Below are 16,057 nucleotides of genomic sequence, written 5' to 3' on the forward strand. Positions count from 1 at the left end.
CATGACGTTGGCGGATGCGGGCCCGCGAGACCCTCACCCTCAACCTGAGGTTGAGGGTTGCGACACGCCGCCTCGTGGATGGACAACCCGCCAGATCAGGCTTACGTTGAACTGTCTCTGTTGTAACTCCACCGTTGTGGTTGTCGGTCCCCCGGCGGCCGGGCGGGCCCTTCCCCCAGGAGTTACCGCTCAGCGGAGGAACTGACCTGGAGGGTCACTGTGGCTAGCAACGAGAACGAGCACGGCACCGACGCCGCCCGCATCAAGGCCGAGGCCGAGGCGGCTGGCCTCGCCGAGGAGCAGGGCCTGCTCTTCGACGACGACGTCTCGCCGCTCCCCAGCGACACCGGCTACCGCGGTCCGACGGCGTGCAACGCCGCCGGGATCACCTACCGCCAGCTCGACTACTGGGCCCGCACCGGCCTGGTCGAGCCGAGCGTCCGAGGCGCTGCCGGTTCGGGGTCGCAGCGGCTCTACTCCTTCCGCGACATCCTGATCCTCAAGGTCGTCAAGCGCCTGCTCGACGCCGGCATCTCGCTGCAGCAGATCCGGACGGCGACCGCCCACCTGCGTGAGCGCGGCACCGACGACCTGACCCGCGTCACCCTCATGAGCGACGGCGCCTCGGTCTACGAGTGCACCAGCAACGACGAGGTCATCGACCTGCTCCAGGGCGGGCAGGGCGTCTTCGGCATCGCCATCGGCGGTGTCTGGCGCGAGATCGAGGGCACGCTCGCCGAGCTGCCGTCGGAGCGCACCGCGGCCGAGCAGGCGGCACCCGCGCCGAACGACGAGCTCGCCGCCCGCCGCGCCGCCCGGCAGACCGGCTGACCCCGGCTCCGACCCTCCCGTTCCTCCCTGAGGCCGCCCGTCGACCGGGCGGCCTCGGGCATTTCCGTGGTCCTTGGCTAGACTCGGTGCCGCCGACATCCCATGCGGGAGAGTCGTGGCGCCCGGTCAGCGAGCGGACGTCGCGCGCCGAAGGGGCAATTCCTCCCCGGAACCTCTCAGGCACCCGGACCGCACTGGGTTGGCACTCTGGAGGTCACCGGACCGACAGAGGGGGAGGTCCAGCGAGCGACCTCAGGGAGCCTTCGTGCCCGACCTCACCCCGACCTCCACCAGCACCGCCGACGGGCTGGGCGAGTTCGTCGCCCGTCACATCGGTCCGGACGACGCCGCCGTCGCCCACATGCTCGAGGCGATCGGACACGAGTCGCTGGAGTCGCTGATGACGGCCGCGGTGCCCGACGGCATCCGCTCCGCCGCCGCGCTCGACCTCCCGGACCCCCTCGACGAGGAGGCGACCGCTCGCGCGCTGCGCACGCTCGCCTCGCAGAACCGGCCGGCCGAGGCGATGATCGGGCTGGGCTACCACGCGACGATCACGCCCGCGGTGATCCGCCGCAACGTCCTCGAGGATCCCTCCTGGTACACCGCCTACACGCCGTACCAGCCCGAGATCTCGCAGGGCCGCCTCGAGGCACTGCTCAACTTCCAGACCGTCGTGGCCGACCTGACCGGCCTGCCCACCGCCAACGCCTCGCTCCTCGACGAGGGCACCGCCGCTGCTGAGGCGATGACGCTCGTACGCCGTGCGCAGCGCAACGCGGCCGGACCGTTCGTCGTTGACGCCGACGCCCTCCCGCAGACCATCGAGGTGGTCCGCACCCGTGCCGAGGGGATGGGCATCGAGGTCCTCGTCGCCGACCTCGACGAGGGCCTGCCCGAGGGCGACCTGTGCGGCGTGCTGGTCCAGTACCCCGGTGCCTCCGGCGCCGTCCGCGACCCGCGCCCGGTCATCGACGCCGCCCACGAGCGAGGCGCCCTGGCGGTCGTGGCGGCCGACATCCTCGCCCTCGCCCTGCTCGAGGCGCCCGGGACCTTCGGTGCCGACGTCGTGGTCGGCTCGTCCCAGCGCTTCGGCGTACCCCTGTTCTACGGCGGCCCGCACGCCGGCTTCATGTCGGTCTCGGCCGGGCTCGAGCGTCACCTGCCCGGTCGGTTGGTGGGCGTCTCGGTCGACGCCGAAGGACGTCCGGCCTACCGCCTCGCCCTGCAGACCCGCGAGCAGCACATCCGCCGCGACAAGGCGACGTCCAACATCTGCACCGCGCAGGTGCTGCTCGCCGTCGTGGCGTCGATGTACGCCGTCTACCACGGCCCGGAGGGGCTGCGCCGGATCGCCCAGCGCACCCACGACCACGCCAGCCGCATCGCCGAGGCGCTGCGCGCCGGGGGAGTGGAGGTCGTCAACGGCACCTGGTTCGACACGCTCACGGTCGCCGTTCCGGGCCGCGCGGGTGACGTCGTCGCAGCGGCCCGCCAGGTCGGGCTGCACCTGCGGTCGATCGACGTCGACCACGTCGGCCTGTCGACGTCGGAGCGCACCAGCCCCTCGACCGTCGCGGCGGTGCTGCGGGCGTTCGGCGTCGCGCCGACCGGCAACGGGTCGCGCTCGGGCCTGCCCGAGGGCCTGCGCCGCACCTCGGAGTTCCTGACCCACGAGGTCTTCAACTCCCACCACAGCGAGACGCAGATGCTCCGCTACCTGCACCGGCTCTCCTCGCGCGACTACGCGCTCGACCGCGGCATGATCCCGCTCGGGTCCTGCACGATGAAGCTCAACGCGACCACCGAGATGGAGCCCATCAGCCTGCCCGGCTTCGCCGACCTGCACCCCTTCGCCCCGGCCCAGGACGCCACCGGCTACCGCGAGCTCGTCGACGACGTCGAGCGGTGGCTGGCCGAGGTCACCGGCTACGACAAGGTCTCGGTGCAGCCCAACGCCGGCTCGCAGGGTGAGCTGGCCGGCCTGCTGGCGATCCGCGGCTACCACCGCGCGAACGGCGACCTGGGACGCAACGTGTGCCTGATCCCGTCCTCGGCCCACGGCACCAACGCCGCGTCGGCCGTGATGGCCGGGATGAAGGTCGTCGTGGTGAAGGCTTCCGACGACGGGTCCGTCGACCTCGACGACCTGCTCGCGAAGTGCGAGCAGCACGCCGAGACCCTCGCCGCGATCATGGTGACCTACCCGTCCACCCACGGGGCCTACGAGGACACCATCACCGACCTCTGCAAGATCGTCCACGACCACGGTGGTCAGGTCTACGTCGACGGCGCCAACCTCAACGCGCTGCTCGGCTGGGCCCGCCCCGGCGAGTTCGGCGGCGACGTCTCCCACCTCAACCTGCACAAGACGTTCTGCATCCCGCACGGTGGCGGTGGCCCCGGCGTCGGCCCGGTCGCCGTACGCGCCCACCTGGCGCCGTACCTGCCCTCCCACGGCTGGCACCCGGACACCGACAAGCGCGCGGGCATCGGCCCCGTCAGCGCCGCGCCCTACGGCTCCGCCGGCATCCTGCCGATCACGTGGGCCTACATCCGGATGATGGGCGCGCAGGGCCTGACCCGCGCGACCGCCGTCGCGGTCCTGTCGGCCAACTACGTCGCCCACCGCCTCGGGGACCACTTCCCGGTGCTTTACCGCGGCCACGGCAACCTGGTCGCCCACGAGTGCATCCTCGACCTGCGCGGCATCACCAAGGCCAGCGGCGTGAGCGTCGACGACGTCGCCAAGCGGCTCGTCGACCACGGCTTCCACGCGCCCACGATGTCGTTCCCCGTGGCCGGCACGCTGATGGTGGAGCCGACCGAGTCCGAGGACCTCGCGGAGATCGACCGCTTCTGCGACGCGATGATCGCGATCCGCGAGGAGATCGCGCGCGTGGAGGCGGGGGAGTGGAGCCCCGAGGACTCGCCGCTGCGCCACGCGCCGCACACGGCCCGCGCGCTCGTCGGTGACTGGGACCGTCCCTACTCGCGCGAGGTGGGCGTGTTCCCGCGCGGCATCGACCCCGACAAGTACTGGCCGCCCGTCGCGCGGATCGACCAGGCCTACGGCGACCGCAACCTGGTCTGCGCGTGCCCGCCGCCGGAGGCCTTCGCCGAGAACTGAGCGGGGGCGCCCTCTAGGGTGCGTCCATGAGCGACCAGCGGCAGCGACTGCTCGACGTCGCGCAGGCGGAGGGGCGCCTGACCTCCGTCGTCGGTGCGGTCTTCGACCGCTACGGCGCGGTGTGGGCCGGCGGGGCCGGGCAGGCGCCCGGGCTCGACGGCCAGTACCGCATCGGGTCGATCACCAAGACGATGACGGCCCTGCTGGTCGTCCAGGCCCGCGACGAGGGGTTGCTCGACCTCGACGACCCGCTCGCCGCGCACCTCGGCGACGTCGGGTACGGCGAGGTGACGGTCCGCGAGGCGCTCGCGCACTCGTCGGGCATGCAGAGCGAGCCACGCGGCCCGTGGTGGGAGCGGACCCGGGGCGGCGACTTCGCGGCCCTGGCCGCGGCCAACGACGGCAGCGGTCGCGTGGCACCCCCGGGCGCCTGGTTCCACTACTCGAACCTCGGCTACGGGCTCCTCGGCGAGGTCGTGGCCCGCCGGTTCGGGTCGCCGTGGCGTGCCCTGGTGTCCGAGCGCCTGCTCGGCCCCCTCGCGATGCGGGCGACGTCCTACCTGCCCCGGCCCGGCGCGCAGCCGGGCTGGAGCGTCGACCACTTCACCGGGATCCGGGTGCACGAACCGCTCACCGACACGGGGGCGATGGCACCCGCCGGGCAGCTGTGGTCCACGCTCGCCGACCTCGTCACGTGGGGGCAGGTGCTCGGTGGGTCACGACCCGACGTGGTGCCGGCGTCCTCGCTCGAGGAGATGCAGCGGCCGGTCACGCCGGACTACGGCCTCGGGCTGATGCTGGGCCTGCACCCGGGTGGGCGGCTGGTGGGCCACAACGGCTCGATGCCGGGGTTCCTGGCGGCCCTCCACGTCGACCCCGACAGCGGCATCGGGGCGGTGGTGCTCGCCAACGCGACCACGGGCATCGACCCGCGCGAGCTCGCCGTCTCGCTCATCGAGGGGGACCCCGACGCCGAGGACGCCCGACCTGCCCCCTGGCGTCCGACGGTGGTGGTCCCGCCCGAGGCGGACGGCGTGCCGGGAGTGTGGTTCTGGGGCAACACGGCCTACGACGTGCGCTGGCACAACGAGGGGGTCGAGCTGCGGGCGATGGCCCGTGGCAACGTGGTCACCGACCGGTTCGAGCTGGTGCAGGGGTCGCTGGTCGGCGTGCTCGGCTACCACCGCGGCGAGCGCCTCGACGTCGTACGCCGTCCCGACGGGTCGGTCCACCACCTCGAGTGCGCGACGTTCGTCTACACCCGCACGCCCTACGATCCCGAGGTCGACATCCCCGGGGGCCACCCCCGCGGAGGCGGCCGGGACTGAGGTCGCGTCACACGCCCTGCGACACGCTCGACATGTTGAAGTCGGGGATCCGGAGGGCAGGCGTCGCCGTGCGGGAGAAGTAGTCGTCGCCCCACTCCCGGCTGAAGCTGGGCACCGTGTCGGTGGCCCCGGTGAACCGGTTGAGCAGGTCGATGGGGCTCTCGTTCCAGCGGAAGTTGTTGGCCGCCCCGACGATCTCGCCGTCCTCGACGACGTACACGCCGTCGCGGGTCAGGCCGGTGAGGAGCATCGTCTGCGGGTCGACCTCGCGGATGTACCACAGGCAGGTCAGCAGCAGCCCGCGCTGCGTGCCCGCCACCATGTCCTCGATCGTGCCGGCCCCGTCGCCCACCTCGAGCACCAGGTTGTCGATCATCGGGGTGACCGGCTGCCCGGTCATCCCAGCGGAGTGGCGCGTCTGCAGCAGGCCGGTCAGCAGGCCGTCGCGGATCCAGTCCGTGCGCTCGAGCGCGAGCCCGTTGTCGAAGACGGAGTCGGTGTTGTCGGACGCGCCGGCGATCACGAACGGGGCGCACTCCAGGCCGGGGTGGGCCGGGTCGGAGAACAGGCTGACGCCGGGAGCGGCCACCTTGTCACCGATCCGGGTGCCCCCGCCGCGGCGGCTGTAGACCGACTCGCCCTCGTGGGCCACGCGGGCGCCCGCGCCCCAGTACGCGTCGATCATCAGGTCGGCGACCGACGACGGCGGGAGGATGGTGTCGTAGCGCCCGGCCGGGAGGTCGATGCGCCGCTCCGCCCAGGCGAGCCGCTGTGCCACCGTCGCGGCCATGGCGGCGGCGTCGACGTCGCGGAAGTCGCGGGTCGCCCCGCCCGTCCAGGCGCTGCGGGTGAGCGAGGTGTCCTTGCCGGTGCACGCGTAGTGGCCGGTGGGCTGCACGTGCCGCAGGCGGAGCCCGCGGGTCGACCCGAGGTAGGTGGTGGCGACGTCGTGGTTGACGAAGCCGTAGAGCAGCCGGTCCTCGGCGGTGGCCTGGGTGAACGCCTCACCGAGCGCCGGCGCGAACGCGTCGTACACCCCGATGTCGGTCGTCTCGGGCTCGGTGTCCCAGTCGGGCGAGGTGGCGTCGGTGACGAGCTCGGCCGCGTCCTCGGCCGGGGAGCTGGCGCGGGCGGCCGCGTCCGCGGCCCGCACAAGCGCCGTGACCTGCTCGGGGGTGGAGGCGCTGCCCGAGACCGAGCCCGTGGCGACGCCGCCCTCGACGGACGCGAAGCTGACCACGGTCATCGACACCTCGGTCATCACGCCGTTGGTGGTGAGCGTGTTGTTGGCCCAGCGGAGGTTGGCGCTGGTGACGTCGCGGACGATCGCGATGCAGTCGTCGGCGGTCGAGGACGCGAGCGCGTGCTCGACCAGCTGCTGGGGGGTGCTGCGCAGGGAGGTCATCAGTGGCCCGCCTCGTCGATGGTGTTGAGGATGTTGACCCCACGGAAGAGGGCGGTGGGGCAGCCGTGGCTGACCGCGGCGACCTGCCCGGGCTGGGCCTTGCCGCAGTTGAAGGCGCCGCCGAGGACCCACGTGTCGGGGCCGCCCACGGCCTCCATGGAGCCCCAGAAGTCGGTGGTCGTGGCCTGGTAGGCCACGTCGCGCAGCATCCCGTCGAGCTTGCCGTCGGTGATCTTGTAGAACCGCTGGCCGGTGAACTGGAAGTTGAAGCGCTGCATGTCGATCGACCACGACTTGTCGCCCACGACGTAGATGCCGCGCTCGACGCGGGAGATCAGGTCGTCGGTGCCGAGGTCGTCGGTGCCGGGCATCAGGGACACGTTGGCCATCCGCTGGATCGGGATGTGGCCGGGGGAATCGGCGTAGGCGCAGCCGTTCGACCTCCCGTCGTTCAGCTCCGGCTTGAGGTGGCCCATCGAGCGGTCGAGCTGGTAGCCCACCAGCACGCCGTCGCGGACGATGTCCCACTCCTGCGTGCGGACCCCCTCGTCGTCGTAGCCGACCGTCGCCAGGCCGTGCTCCTGCGTGCGGTCGCCGCGCACGTTCATCACGGGTGATCCGTACTGCAGCGTGCCGAGCTTGTCGTAGGTCGCGAACGACGTGCCGGCGTAGTTGGCCTCGTAGCCCAGCGCCCGGTCGAGCTCGGTGGCGTGGCCGATGGACTCGTGGATGGTCAGCCAGAGGTTGGAGGGGTGCACCACCAGGTCGTAGCTGCCGGCCTCCACGGACGGGGCCTTCAGCTTCTCCGCGAGCAGCTCCGGGACCTCGGCGAGCTCGGCGTCCCAGTCCCAGTGGGACCCGGTGAGGTACTCCCACCCGCGACCCACGGGCGGCGCGATGGAGGCCATCGAGTCGAAGATGCCGCTCTGCTCGTCCTCGCCGGTCGCCTCGAAGCCGGGCTGCAGGCGGACCCGCTGCTGCGTGGTGCGGGTGCCGCTGAGGTCGGCGTAGTACTTGTTCTCCTGCACCTGCTGCAGGAAGGCCGTGGCGTGGGCGACGGCCGCTGCGCCCCGCAGCCGCTCGGTCCAGCCGACCAGCAGCGCGGCCTTCTCGGGCGTGGGTACGTCGAGCGGGTTCACGTCGTAGCCCGAGACCCACGTGACGTCGTCGTGCACCGGCTCGGGGGCGAGCTCGACGGGCGTCGTCGTCATCGTCGCGGCCACCCGGGCCACCGCCACGGCGGTCTCGGCGACGCGGCGGGCCTCCTCGTCGGTCAGGACCACCCCGGACGCGAAGCCCCAGGCACCCTCGTGGACCACCCGGACGGCGAAGCCGAGGTCCTCGGCGTCGCTCGCGGTCTGCAGGACCCCGTCGCGGGCGCCGAGGTACTGGTAGCGGTTGCGCTCGAACCGGAAGTCCGCATGGCTGGCACCGAGCTCCTGGGCCCGTGCGAGGGCCACCTCGCCGAGCCGGCGGTGCGGCAGGTCGTGGAAGGTCGGGTCGAGCCCGGGCGCACTCATGGGCACGAACCTAGCGGAGGTCCCGTCCGCTGCCGCGCCACCACCGCCGGTCGGTCTGCCCCTCCCGCTCTGCGTCATACGAACCCGCACCTATGGGGTCGGGTTCGTATGACGCTGGGGGCTCCGACCGTCCTGCGCGTCATACGAACCCGCACCTGTGGGGTCGGGTTCGTATGACGCTGATGCCTTCCGGAGGTCAGGCGAGGACCAGGCTGGTGCGACTCCCGGCGCGTCCGCGGTGGACCCGCAGCTGCGCGGGGATGCGCGTCTGCAGCTCGGGGACGTGGCTCACCACGCCGACGACCCGGCCGCCGTCGCGGAGGGTGTCGAGGGTGTCCATCACGTCCTCGAGCGTCTCCGCGTCGAGGGAACCGAACCCCTCGTCCACGAAGAGGGTGTCGAGGTCCGCGCCGCCCGCCTCCTGGGTGATGACATCGGCCAGCCCGAGTGCCAGCGCGAGGGAGACCACGAACGTCTCGCCGCCCGAAAGCGTCGCAGGGTCGCGGCTGTCGCCGGTCCAGTCGTCGCGGACCAGCAGGCTGAGACCGCCTCGGGTCTCACCGGCACCGCGCTGGCCGGTGTGGACGAGGGAGTACCGGCGGTCGCTCATGGTGGACAGCCGGAGGTTGGCGGCCTCGACGACCTGGCCCAGCCGGTGGGCCAGGACGTAGGCCGACAGCCTCATCTGGTGGCGGTTGTCGGGGTGCTTGCCCTCGACGAGCGCGGCGAGGTCGCCGACCAGGTCGAGGTCGGCGCGAACCGGCTCCCACGCGGTGAGGGCGGCGCCGACCTCACCGCTGAGGTCCCGCAGGCGGCCGAGCCGGTCGCGCAGTGCGAGGTCGCGGTGCCGGGCGGTCGCCGCGCGCTCGCGGCTGAGGCGGTGGGTCTCGGCGAGCAGGTCGAGGTCGGGGGCCTCGGCGGCACCGGCACGGACGAGGTCCGGGTCGGCGAGCAGCTCCGCGGTGCGGGCCAGCTCGTGCTCGTGACGCTCGATCGCGGTGAGGAGGGTGGCGAGCTCGCCCTCGGGGAGCCACGCGGACGCCGCGTCGTCGGAGGACGCGAATCCGGCCTCGGACGCGGCTGCGTCGGCGGCCCGACGGGTGCTCTCGGCGGTGTCACGGGCGCGTGCGAGACCAGCGGCGGTGTCGGTGCACCGGCCGGCCAGGTCCACGACCCGCCGGTGGTGCGCGACCAGTGCGTCGAGGTCGGCGCCGTCGGGGAGGACGGTGCGGACCTGCTCCCGCAGCGCCTCGAGCCGGGTGGTGAGCACGGCGACCTCGGTGTCGAGCTCCGACGACGTCGTCGCGAGCGCCTCGCGTTGACGGGTGAGGTCGTCCTGCTCGCCGAGCAGCACGCGCTGCCGTTCGGCGAGCGACTCCACCGTGGCCGCCGTGGCCCGGGCGCCCTCGAGGCGGGTGTGGACCTCGGCCTCCGCTGCCAGGAGCCGGTCGAGCGGATCACCCGCCTCGGCGAGGGCTGCGGCCAGTCGGGTCTCGAGGCCGCGGACCTGTTGTGCGTGGGCCTCCACGACCACCTCGAGGTCGTCGACCTCGCGCCGGGCCTCCCGCTCGGTGGCCTCGTCGGGCGCGCCGGAGGCGGGTGAGGCGGGGGAGGGGTGGTCGGCGGAGCCGCACACGGGGCAGCACGCCCCGACGGCGAGCTGGCGGGCGATCTCGGCGGCCATGCCGTCGAGGCGCTGCTCGCGGATCTCCACGAGCGCCTCGCGCGCCAGCAGGCGGGTGTGGGTCGCCGCGTCGAGCTCGTGGCGGGCGACGGCGAGCTCGGCGGTGAGGGCGTCGGCCGACCTGGCGGCACGCACCCGCGAGCGGAGCACCTCGAGCTCCCGCCCGAGGGACGTCGCCTCGGTGACCGCCTCGCGGGCGGACGCGAGCCGGGGCTCGAGGTCGGCCAGCGACAGCGGCACCTGCTCCGCCCTCGCGGCGAGGTGCTCGAGCTGCGCCCCGACCTCCTGGCGTCGCTGCGCGGCGTCGGCCAGCGCGGACGCCACGTCGCCGACCTCGTGTCGCAGCGGGCGCACCCGGGCCAGGTCGTCGAGGGCACGGGTGGCAGCGCGGTGCTGGTCGAGGACCTGCGGGTCGTCGAGGGTCGCCAGCCCGAGCACCTCGGCCAGGGACGCGACCGACGCGGCGTGCCTCCGCTCGAGGTCGTCGGCAGCGGAGCGCGACTCGAGCGCGAGGTCGTGCAGCGGACGCACCGCTGCGGCACGCTGGGCCAGCGCGGCGCGCCGGCCCCGGTCGGCGTGCTCCGTGCTCGCGGCCTCCAGGGCTGCCCGGTCACGACGTGCGTCGGCGTGGGCGGCCTGGAGGCCGGCGAGCTCGGCGCCGGCGGCGCTGGCGGCGGCGGCCGCTGCCTCTGCGGCGGCGGCCTCCTCGGCGTGCCCCGACTGCTCCTGTGAGGCCACTGCCGCGGTCGCGGCCAGTCCGGAGACCCAGCCCGCGAGGCACGTGGGCTCGGACGTCCAGTCGTCGGGCGCGCCGTCTCCTGCCACCTCGCTGACCCGGCTCACCAGGTCGGCGACCGTGCTGCGGTGCTGCTCGGAAGCGCGCCTCAACGCGACGCGGCGGTCACGCAGCCACCGCTCGGTGCGGTCGAAGCGGCCGGTCTGGAAGACCTGCTGGAGCAGCGCGTGGCGCTCCTCCGACCGCGCCCGCAGGAAGGCCTGGAAGCGGCCTTGCGGGAGCATCGCCACCTGGCAGAACTGCGGGAGAGTCATGCCGACGAGCCGGGTGACGAGGTGCCCGGTCTCGTCGAGACGGGTGCTCAGCGGGTGCCACAGGTGCTGGCCGTCGTCGGTGGGCCGGCGCTCGGAGATCACGACGCGAGCCTGCTCGGTGGTGGTCCCCGTGCCGCGCTTCTTGGGCCTGGTCCACGCGGGCGAGCGGTCGATGCGGAACCGTCGACCGGACAGGGTCGCCTCCAGCACCACCCGTGGTGCGACGTCGTCGGCGGCGTGGTCGGAGCGCAGCCGCTTGGCGGCCGCCCGGTCGCCGGGGACGTCGCCGTAGAGCGCGAAGCAGACGGCGTCGAGCACGCTGGACTTGCCGGCCCCGGTCGGTCCGCTGAGCAGGAAGAGCCCGGCGTCGGACAGGGCGTCGAAGTCGACCGACACCGGGTCGGCGAAGGGGCCGAAGCCGACGACCTGGAGGTGGTGGAGCCTCACGGCGCACCGCCCGCCCGGCCGGGACCGGCGCCGGGTCCGACGGACGCGTCGACGAGGACGTCGAGGTCGGGGTCGTGGCAGCAGGCGTCGATGGCCTCGCGGAGCAGGGTCGCCTCACCGGGCGTCGCGTCGGACCCGCGGACGTGGCGCACGAAGTCGAGCGCGATGTCGTGGTCGCTCGTGCCGGGCACGGGCCGCGGGGGCGTGAGGGCGTCCACGGTGGGGGTCGGGAACTGCAGGACGAGCGTGTGGGGGAAGCGCCGACGCAGCAGCTCCATCGCGCGCAGCGGACGGCGGGCGTCGGTCAGCGTGACCTGGACCCAGTCGTCCTCGTGGCAGGTGAGGGCCGGGTCTGCGAGCAGCTCCTCGAGCGCGCCGGAGATCCGGGCCAGCCGGCGCGGGACCGGGGCCTCGACCCAGGTCGCCGACGCGAACCCGGCGGCGTCGAGGTCGACCAGCCACGACCCCTTCACCTGCTCGGCCTCGGAGAAGGAGTAGGCCAACGGGGACCCGGAGTAGCGCAGGCGCTCGTCGAGCACGTGGGGCCCGTGCAGGTGGCCGAGGGCGGTGTAGTCGATCCCGTCGAACAGGCTGGTCGCGACCCGCGACACCCCGCCGACGCTGATGTCGCGCTCGGACTCCGACGGGGTCGCGCCGGCGACGAAGGCGTGGGCGAGCACGACGCTGCGGGCGGACGGGCCGCGCGCGGCGAGGTCGGCTCGGACCCGCCGCATCGCCTCCGCGAGCGCTGCCTCGTGGCTGCGGCGGCCCAGCGCCCAGGGCTCGTGCAGCGCCGAGGGGTCGAGGTAGGGGATCGCGTGGATCGCCACGTCGCCGTGGCGGTCGGGGAGCACGACGGGGGTGCCGACCGAGGACGCGTCGGTGCGGACGAAGACGCCGGCCGCGTCCATCAGCCGCGAGCCGAAGCCCAGGCGTCGCGCGCTGTCGTGGTTGCCGCTGCTGACCACGACCTGGGCGCGGGAGGCGGCGAGGCGCGCGAAGGCCTCGTCGGCGAGCGCCACGGCGTCGACGTGGGGGAGCGCCCGGTCGTAGACGTCACCGGCCACGACCAGGACGTCGACCTCCTCGTGCTCGACGACCTCGAGGAGGTGGTCCACGAACGCACCCTGGTGGCCGAGCAGGTCCTCGCGGTGGAAGGACCTCCCCAGGTGCCAGTCGGAGGTGTGGAGGATGCGCACGGGACGACGTTAGATCGCGGCACCGACAGGGTCGGCCCACCACGCCGCCCGGGGACGCGTCAGTAGCGCACCGTGCGCCCCGCGGACGTGAAGCCCCACAGGTCGATGCCCGCCTCGGCGGCCAGCCGGGCCGACAGGCTGGTCGGCGCGCCGACCGCCACGATCGACCCGATGCCGGCGGCCGCCGCCTTCTGCACGAGCTCGAAGCCCACCCGCCCGCTCAGCACCAGGCACGCCGCGGCGGCCGGCTCGCCGGCGAGCACCCTGGACCCGACGACCTTGTCGACGGCGTTGTGGCGACCGACGTCCTCGCGCACGACGGAGAGCGTCCCGAGCGCGTCGGCGAGACCCGCCGCGTGCACGCCGCCGGTGCGGGCGAACAGGGTCTGTCGCTCGCGGAGCGCCTCCGGCAGGCGACGTACGACGGACGCGTCGGGGCGCGGGCCGGCCCAGGGTCGTGACGTCCTGGTGGTGAGCGCCTCGAGCACGCTGTCCTTGCCGCACACGCCGCAGGCCGACGAGCCGGAGGAGGTGGTCTCGTGCCGGTGGGGGAGCGCGGTCACGCCCCCGACGTCCACCGTGACGACGTTGAACTCCTGCTCGGGGTCGAGTTCGGCGTCGGTGCAGTAGGCCACCCGGCTGATGGACGAGGCCGTTGCGAGGCCCTCGTTGACGAGCCAGCCGGCGGCGAGCTCGAAGTCGTGTCCGGGCGTCCGCATCGTCACCCACGCGCGACGGGGGCCGGACGCTCCCGCGCGGACGCGGATCTCGAGCGGTTCCTCGGTGATGAGCCGGTCCTCACGGGCCACCTCGGCGGCGTCGGTGTGCTCCACCACGCGCGTGCGGACGGAGGGTCCGGGGCGTCGCGCTCGCTGGGTCGTCACCCCTCCGACCCTAGCCCGGGCACGCCCGCACCGGCGCGGGGCTGGTGGTCGAGATCACCCCGTCGAGGATGCCCGCCCCGACCCTGCCGCTCCCTAGGATGTAAGAGCCGCAACGGAGCGGTTAGTTCTTACACCCACTGCTCGTCACATGAGGGCCGGACGCCCTCGGAAGGACAGATCTCCCATGAACCCGCAGCTGCACCTGGCTCTCCGCCTCGTCGACTCACGAGCGCGCTCCACCGAGGACCACGCTCTCCTGCGGGACGTGGAGATCGCCCTCCGTGAGGAGCGCCGCGCCCGACGCGCCGCGCGACGCGTCACCCGCTGACCCCCTCTGCGAGGTCGTCCGCGGACCCCACCGTCGGGGACCGGACACCCTGCCCGAGCACGCTCTGGCAGGGTGTTCGTCATGACGGACGACACCCTGCGCAGCGTCGAGCTCACCCGCATCGGCCCGGCCAGGTTCAAGGCGACCAACGCCCGCGGTGGCGAGACCTTCTTCGGCACCGGGGGAGCGGACCCCGACTTCACGCCGATCGAGCTGCTCCTCACCGCGATCGCCGGCTGCACCGCCCTCGACGTCGAGGCCATCACGCACAAGCGCACCTCGAGCACGACGTTCGACGTCCACGCCGAGGGCCACAAGGTGCGGGACGCGGCAGGCAACCACCTGACCGGCATCAGGGTCTCGTTCGACGTCGCCTTCCCGGAGGGACCGGACGGCGACGCCGCCCGCGAGCGCGTCCAGTCGGCCATCGAGATGTCGCGCGACCGGCTGTGCACGGTCTCGCGGACCGTGCAGCTCGGCGAGGACGTGGTCTACGACCCGGTGTCCTGATTGCCTGCGCCTGGTCGCGGTCGAGGGGCGCACCGCGGGGTAGTCCAGTGGCGAACGGGGCGTCCGGACGGTTCGGCAACAGCCAGTCCTCACTGGACTACCCGAGCGAGGAGTCAGCCGATGGTGACCTTCTCGATGGTGACGTCCTTGTTGGGGGCGCCGCCGCCGGCCGGGTGGGCTCCGTCGTTGCCCTCGGCCGCAATCGCGTCGATGGTCTTCAGGCCGGCCTCGTCGATCGTGCCGAAGACGGTGTAGTCGGGCGGGAACTGGGAGTCGCGGAAGACCAGGAAGAACTGCGAGCCGTTGGTGTCGGGGCCGGCGTTGGCCATGGCGAGCGTTCCGGCCGGGTAGGTCTCGTCACCGCTCAGCTCGTCGGCGAAGGAGTAACCGGCTCCACCGGAGCCGGTGCCGGTCGGGTCGCCGCACTGCAGGATGCCGAAGCCCTCCATGTCGCCGATCCGCGGGCACGGGGTGTCGTCGTAGAACCCCTGCTCGGCGAGCGAGACGAACGAGTTCACCGTGCACGGCGTCGTCGCCGCGTCGAGGGTCAGGCCGATGTCGCCGAAGTTGGTGGTGATCGTCGCGGGGACGGTGCCCTCGGACGGAGCCTCGGTGTCGGGGCGCTCGACGTCCCGGGCCGGCTCCTGGCCGTCCTCGGGGTAGTCACAGGTGGCCGTCGCGCCGGAGGCCTCGGGCGACTCCGACGACTGCTCGGTGGACTCGCTGGAGGACTCGGACGCCGCTGGGTCCGACGCGGTGTCGTTCCCGTCCGCTTCGTTGCCGCACGCGGACAGCGCGAGGACGGACAGGCAGGCGGCCACGGTGGCGAGTCGCTTCAGCATGCCGGTGATGGTAGCCAGCGGGTCGTCACATCTCCTCGTGGGTGTCCGGGTCGCCACCGAAGAGGCGCCCGTCGTCCTCGGCGAGCCCGGAGACGGCGGCCATCTCGTCGTCGGTGAGCTCGAACCCGAAGACGTCGAGGTTCTGGGCCTGGCGGGCGGGGTCGGCCGACTTCGGGATCGGGAGCGAGCCCAGCTGGACGTGCCAGCGCAGGATGACCTGTCCGGGGGAGACGCCGTGCGCGTCGGCGGCCGCCCGGACGGCGTCCTCCTCCAGGGGTGCACGCCGCTTGCCCATCGGGCTCCAGGCCTCGGTGCGGATGCCGAGGCGTGCGTGGACCGCGCGCATGTGGTCCTGCGGGAAGCGGGGGTGCAGCTCGACCTGGTTCACCGCCGGCGTCACGCCGGTGTCGTCGATGATGCGCTCGAGGTGCTCCTCGGTGAAGTTGGAGACGCCGATGGAGCGCACGAGGCCGTCCTTCTGCAGCTGCACCAGCGCCCGCCACGCCTCGACGAACCTGCCCTGGCTCGGGTTGGGCCAGTGGATGAGGTGGAGGTCCGTCCGCTCGAGCCTGAGGCGGTCGAGCGACTCGCGCACCGACGCGATCGCGTCGTCGTACGCGTGGTGGCGCCCCGGGATCTTGCTGGCGACGACGAGCTCGTCGCGCGGGACCCCGGAGCGGCGGATGGCCTCGCCGACCTCCCTCTCGTTCTCGTAGTTCACCGCGGTGTCGACGAGCCGGTAGCCGGCCTCGATGGCGGTCCGGATCGCCTCGGTGCCGTCGTCCCCGCGCAGGGGGTAGGTGCCGAAGCCGATCGCGGGGATCGTGGTGCCGTCGTTGAGGTCGTACGTCGGGATGCGGGCCATGGCCACCAACCTAGGACGCCCGGCAAGCGGTCGC

12 protein-coding genes and 1 riboswitch are annotated in these 16,057 nt (G+C 73.3%); of the genes, 5 read left to right on the top strand and 7 right to left on the bottom strand.

Annotated features, from left to right (window positions below; translation table 11 throughout):
• Window positions 1-219 precede the first annotated feature (219 nt).
• The 3 genes from NYO98_RS06805 to NYO98_RS06815 all read left to right on the top strand — a co-directional run bounded on the left by NYO98_RS06805 (window position 220) and on the right by NYO98_RS06815 (window position 5,289).
• Complete coding sequence (locus tag NYO98_RS06805) at window positions 220-831, top strand: MerR family transcriptional regulator (RefSeq protein ID WP_407673869.1); 612 nt, start codon at window positions 220-222, stop codon at window positions 829-831.
• 95 nt (window positions 832-926) lie between these two features.
• Window positions 927-1,033, top strand: a riboswitch (glycine riboswitch).
• Window positions 1,034-1,192: 159 nt separating this feature from the next.
• Window positions 1,193-3,961 carry an aminomethyl-transferring glycine dehydrogenase gene (gene gcvP, locus NYO98_RS06810; protein ID WP_407673892.1) on the top strand — a complete coding sequence of 923 codons (2,769 nt, stop codon included), beginning with the start codon at window positions 1,193-1,195 and terminating at the stop codon, window positions 3,959-3,961.
• Between the two features lie 26 nt (window positions 3,962-3,987).
• The gene (locus NYO98_RS06815; RefSeq protein ID WP_268110803.1) at window positions 3,988-5,289 is read left to right on the top strand and encodes a serine hydrolase domain-containing protein; all 1,302 of its coding nucleotides are present in this window, start codon (window positions 3,988-3,990) and stop codon (window positions 5,287-5,289) included.
• Window positions 5,290-5,296: 7 nt separating this feature from the next.
• Here NYO98_RS06815 and NYO98_RS06820 read toward each other — a convergent pair whose 3' ends face one another.
• The 5 genes from NYO98_RS06820 to NYO98_RS06840 all read right to left on the bottom strand — a co-directional run bounded on the left by NYO98_RS06820 (window position 5,297) and on the right by NYO98_RS06840 (window position 13,478).
• A complete protein-coding gene (locus NYO98_RS06820; RefSeq protein ID WP_268110804.1) occupies window positions 5,297-6,694 on the bottom strand; it encodes a metallopeptidase TldD-related protein in 1,398 nt (465 codons plus the stop codon).
• Complete coding sequence (locus NYO98_RS06825) at window positions 6,694-8,214, bottom strand: TldD/PmbA family protein (protein WP_268110805.1); 1,521 nt, start codon at window positions 8,212-8,214, stop codon at window positions 6,694-6,696. The genes NYO98_RS06820 and NYO98_RS06825 overlap by 1 nt, the downstream gene beginning before the upstream one ends.
• Window positions 8,215-8,410: 196 nt before the next feature.
• Window positions 8,411-11,395 carry an AAA family ATPase gene (locus NYO98_RS06830; RefSeq protein ID WP_268110806.1) on the bottom strand — a complete coding sequence of 995 codons (2,985 nt, stop codon included), beginning with the start codon at window positions 11,393-11,395 and terminating at the stop codon, window positions 8,411-8,413.
• Window positions 11,392-12,594 carry an exonuclease SbcCD subunit D gene (locus tag NYO98_RS06835; protein WP_268110807.1) on the bottom strand — a complete coding sequence of 401 codons (1,203 nt, stop codon included), beginning with the start codon at window positions 12,592-12,594 and terminating at the stop codon, window positions 11,392-11,394. Before NYO98_RS06835 ends, NYO98_RS06830 begins: the two co-directional genes overlap by 4 nt.
• Window positions 12,595-12,653: 59 nt before the next feature.
• Window positions 12,654-13,478, bottom strand: coding sequence for a formate dehydrogenase accessory sulfurtransferase FdhD (locus tag NYO98_RS06840; RefSeq protein WP_268110808.1), 825 nt, complete (start codon window positions 13,476-13,478; stop codon window positions 12,654-12,656).
• A gap of 184 nt (window positions 13,479-13,662) precedes the next feature.
• Between NYO98_RS06840 and NYO98_RS06845 the strand changes: the two genes are divergently transcribed.
• Both NYO98_RS06845 and NYO98_RS06850 read left to right on the top strand, forming a co-directional pair.
• Window positions 13,663-13,806: a hypothetical protein gene (locus NYO98_RS06845; protein ID WP_268110809.1), complete on the top strand. Its 144-nt coding sequence runs from the start codon at window positions 13,663-13,665 to the stop codon at window positions 13,804-13,806.
• An 81-nt stretch (window positions 13,807-13,887) separates the two neighbouring features.
• Complete coding sequence (locus NYO98_RS06850) at window positions 13,888-14,316, top strand: OsmC family protein (protein WP_268110810.1); 429 nt, start codon at window positions 13,888-13,890, stop codon at window positions 14,314-14,316.
• Between the two features lie 113 nt (window positions 14,317-14,429).
• Here NYO98_RS06850 and NYO98_RS06855 read toward each other — a convergent pair whose 3' ends face one another.
• Together NYO98_RS06855 and NYO98_RS06860 are read right to left on the bottom strand one after the other, a co-directional pair.
• A complete protein-coding gene (locus NYO98_RS06855) occupies window positions 14,430-15,158 on the bottom strand; it encodes a peptidylprolyl isomerase (RefSeq protein WP_268110811.1) in 729 nt (242 codons plus the stop codon).
• 25 nt (window positions 15,159-15,183) lie between these two features.
• Complete coding sequence (locus tag NYO98_RS06860) at window positions 15,184-16,023, bottom strand: aldo/keto reductase (protein ID WP_268110813.1); 840 nt, start codon at window positions 16,021-16,023, stop codon at window positions 15,184-15,186.
• Window positions 16,024-16,057: the final 34 nt, after the last annotated feature.

Source organism: Nocardioides pini, from assembly GCF_026712185.1.
Taxonomy (GTDB): domain Bacteria; phylum Actinomycetota; class Actinomycetes; order Propionibacteriales; family Nocardioidaceae; genus Nocardioides; species Nocardioides pini.

Bases quoted from the DNA above. Each gene is read 5' to 3' on its own strand.
- gcvP (WP_407673892.1), top strand. From the start codon at position 1,193: ATGCTCGAGGCGATCGGACACGAGTCGCTGGAGTCGCTGATGACGGCC.
- NYO98_RS06815 (WP_268110803.1), top strand. From the start codon at position 3,988: ATGAGCGACCAGCGGCAGCGACTGCTCGACGTCGCGCAGGCGGAGGGG.
- NYO98_RS06820 (WP_268110804.1), bottom strand. From the start codon at position 6,694: ATGACCTCCCTGCGCAGCACCCCCCAGCAGCTGGTCGAGCACGCGCTC.
- NYO98_RS06825 (WP_268110805.1), bottom strand. From the start codon at position 8,214: ATGAGTGCGCCCGGGCTCGACCCGACCTTCCACGACCTGCCGCACCGC.
- NYO98_RS06845 (WP_268110809.1), top strand. From the start codon at position 13,663: ATGAACCCGCAGCTGCACCTGGCTCTCCGCCTCGTCGACTCACGAGCG.
- NYO98_RS06850 (WP_268110810.1), top strand. From the start codon at position 13,888: ATGACGGACGACACCCTGCGCAGCGTCGAGCTCACCCGCATCGGCCCG.
- NYO98_RS06855 (WP_268110811.1), bottom strand. From the start codon at position 15,158: ATGCTGAAGCGACTCGCCACCGTGGCCGCCTGCCTGTCCGTCCTCGCG.
- NYO98_RS06860 (WP_268110813.1), bottom strand. From the start codon at position 16,023: ATGGCCCGCATCCCGACGTACGACCTCAACGACGGCACCACGATCCCC.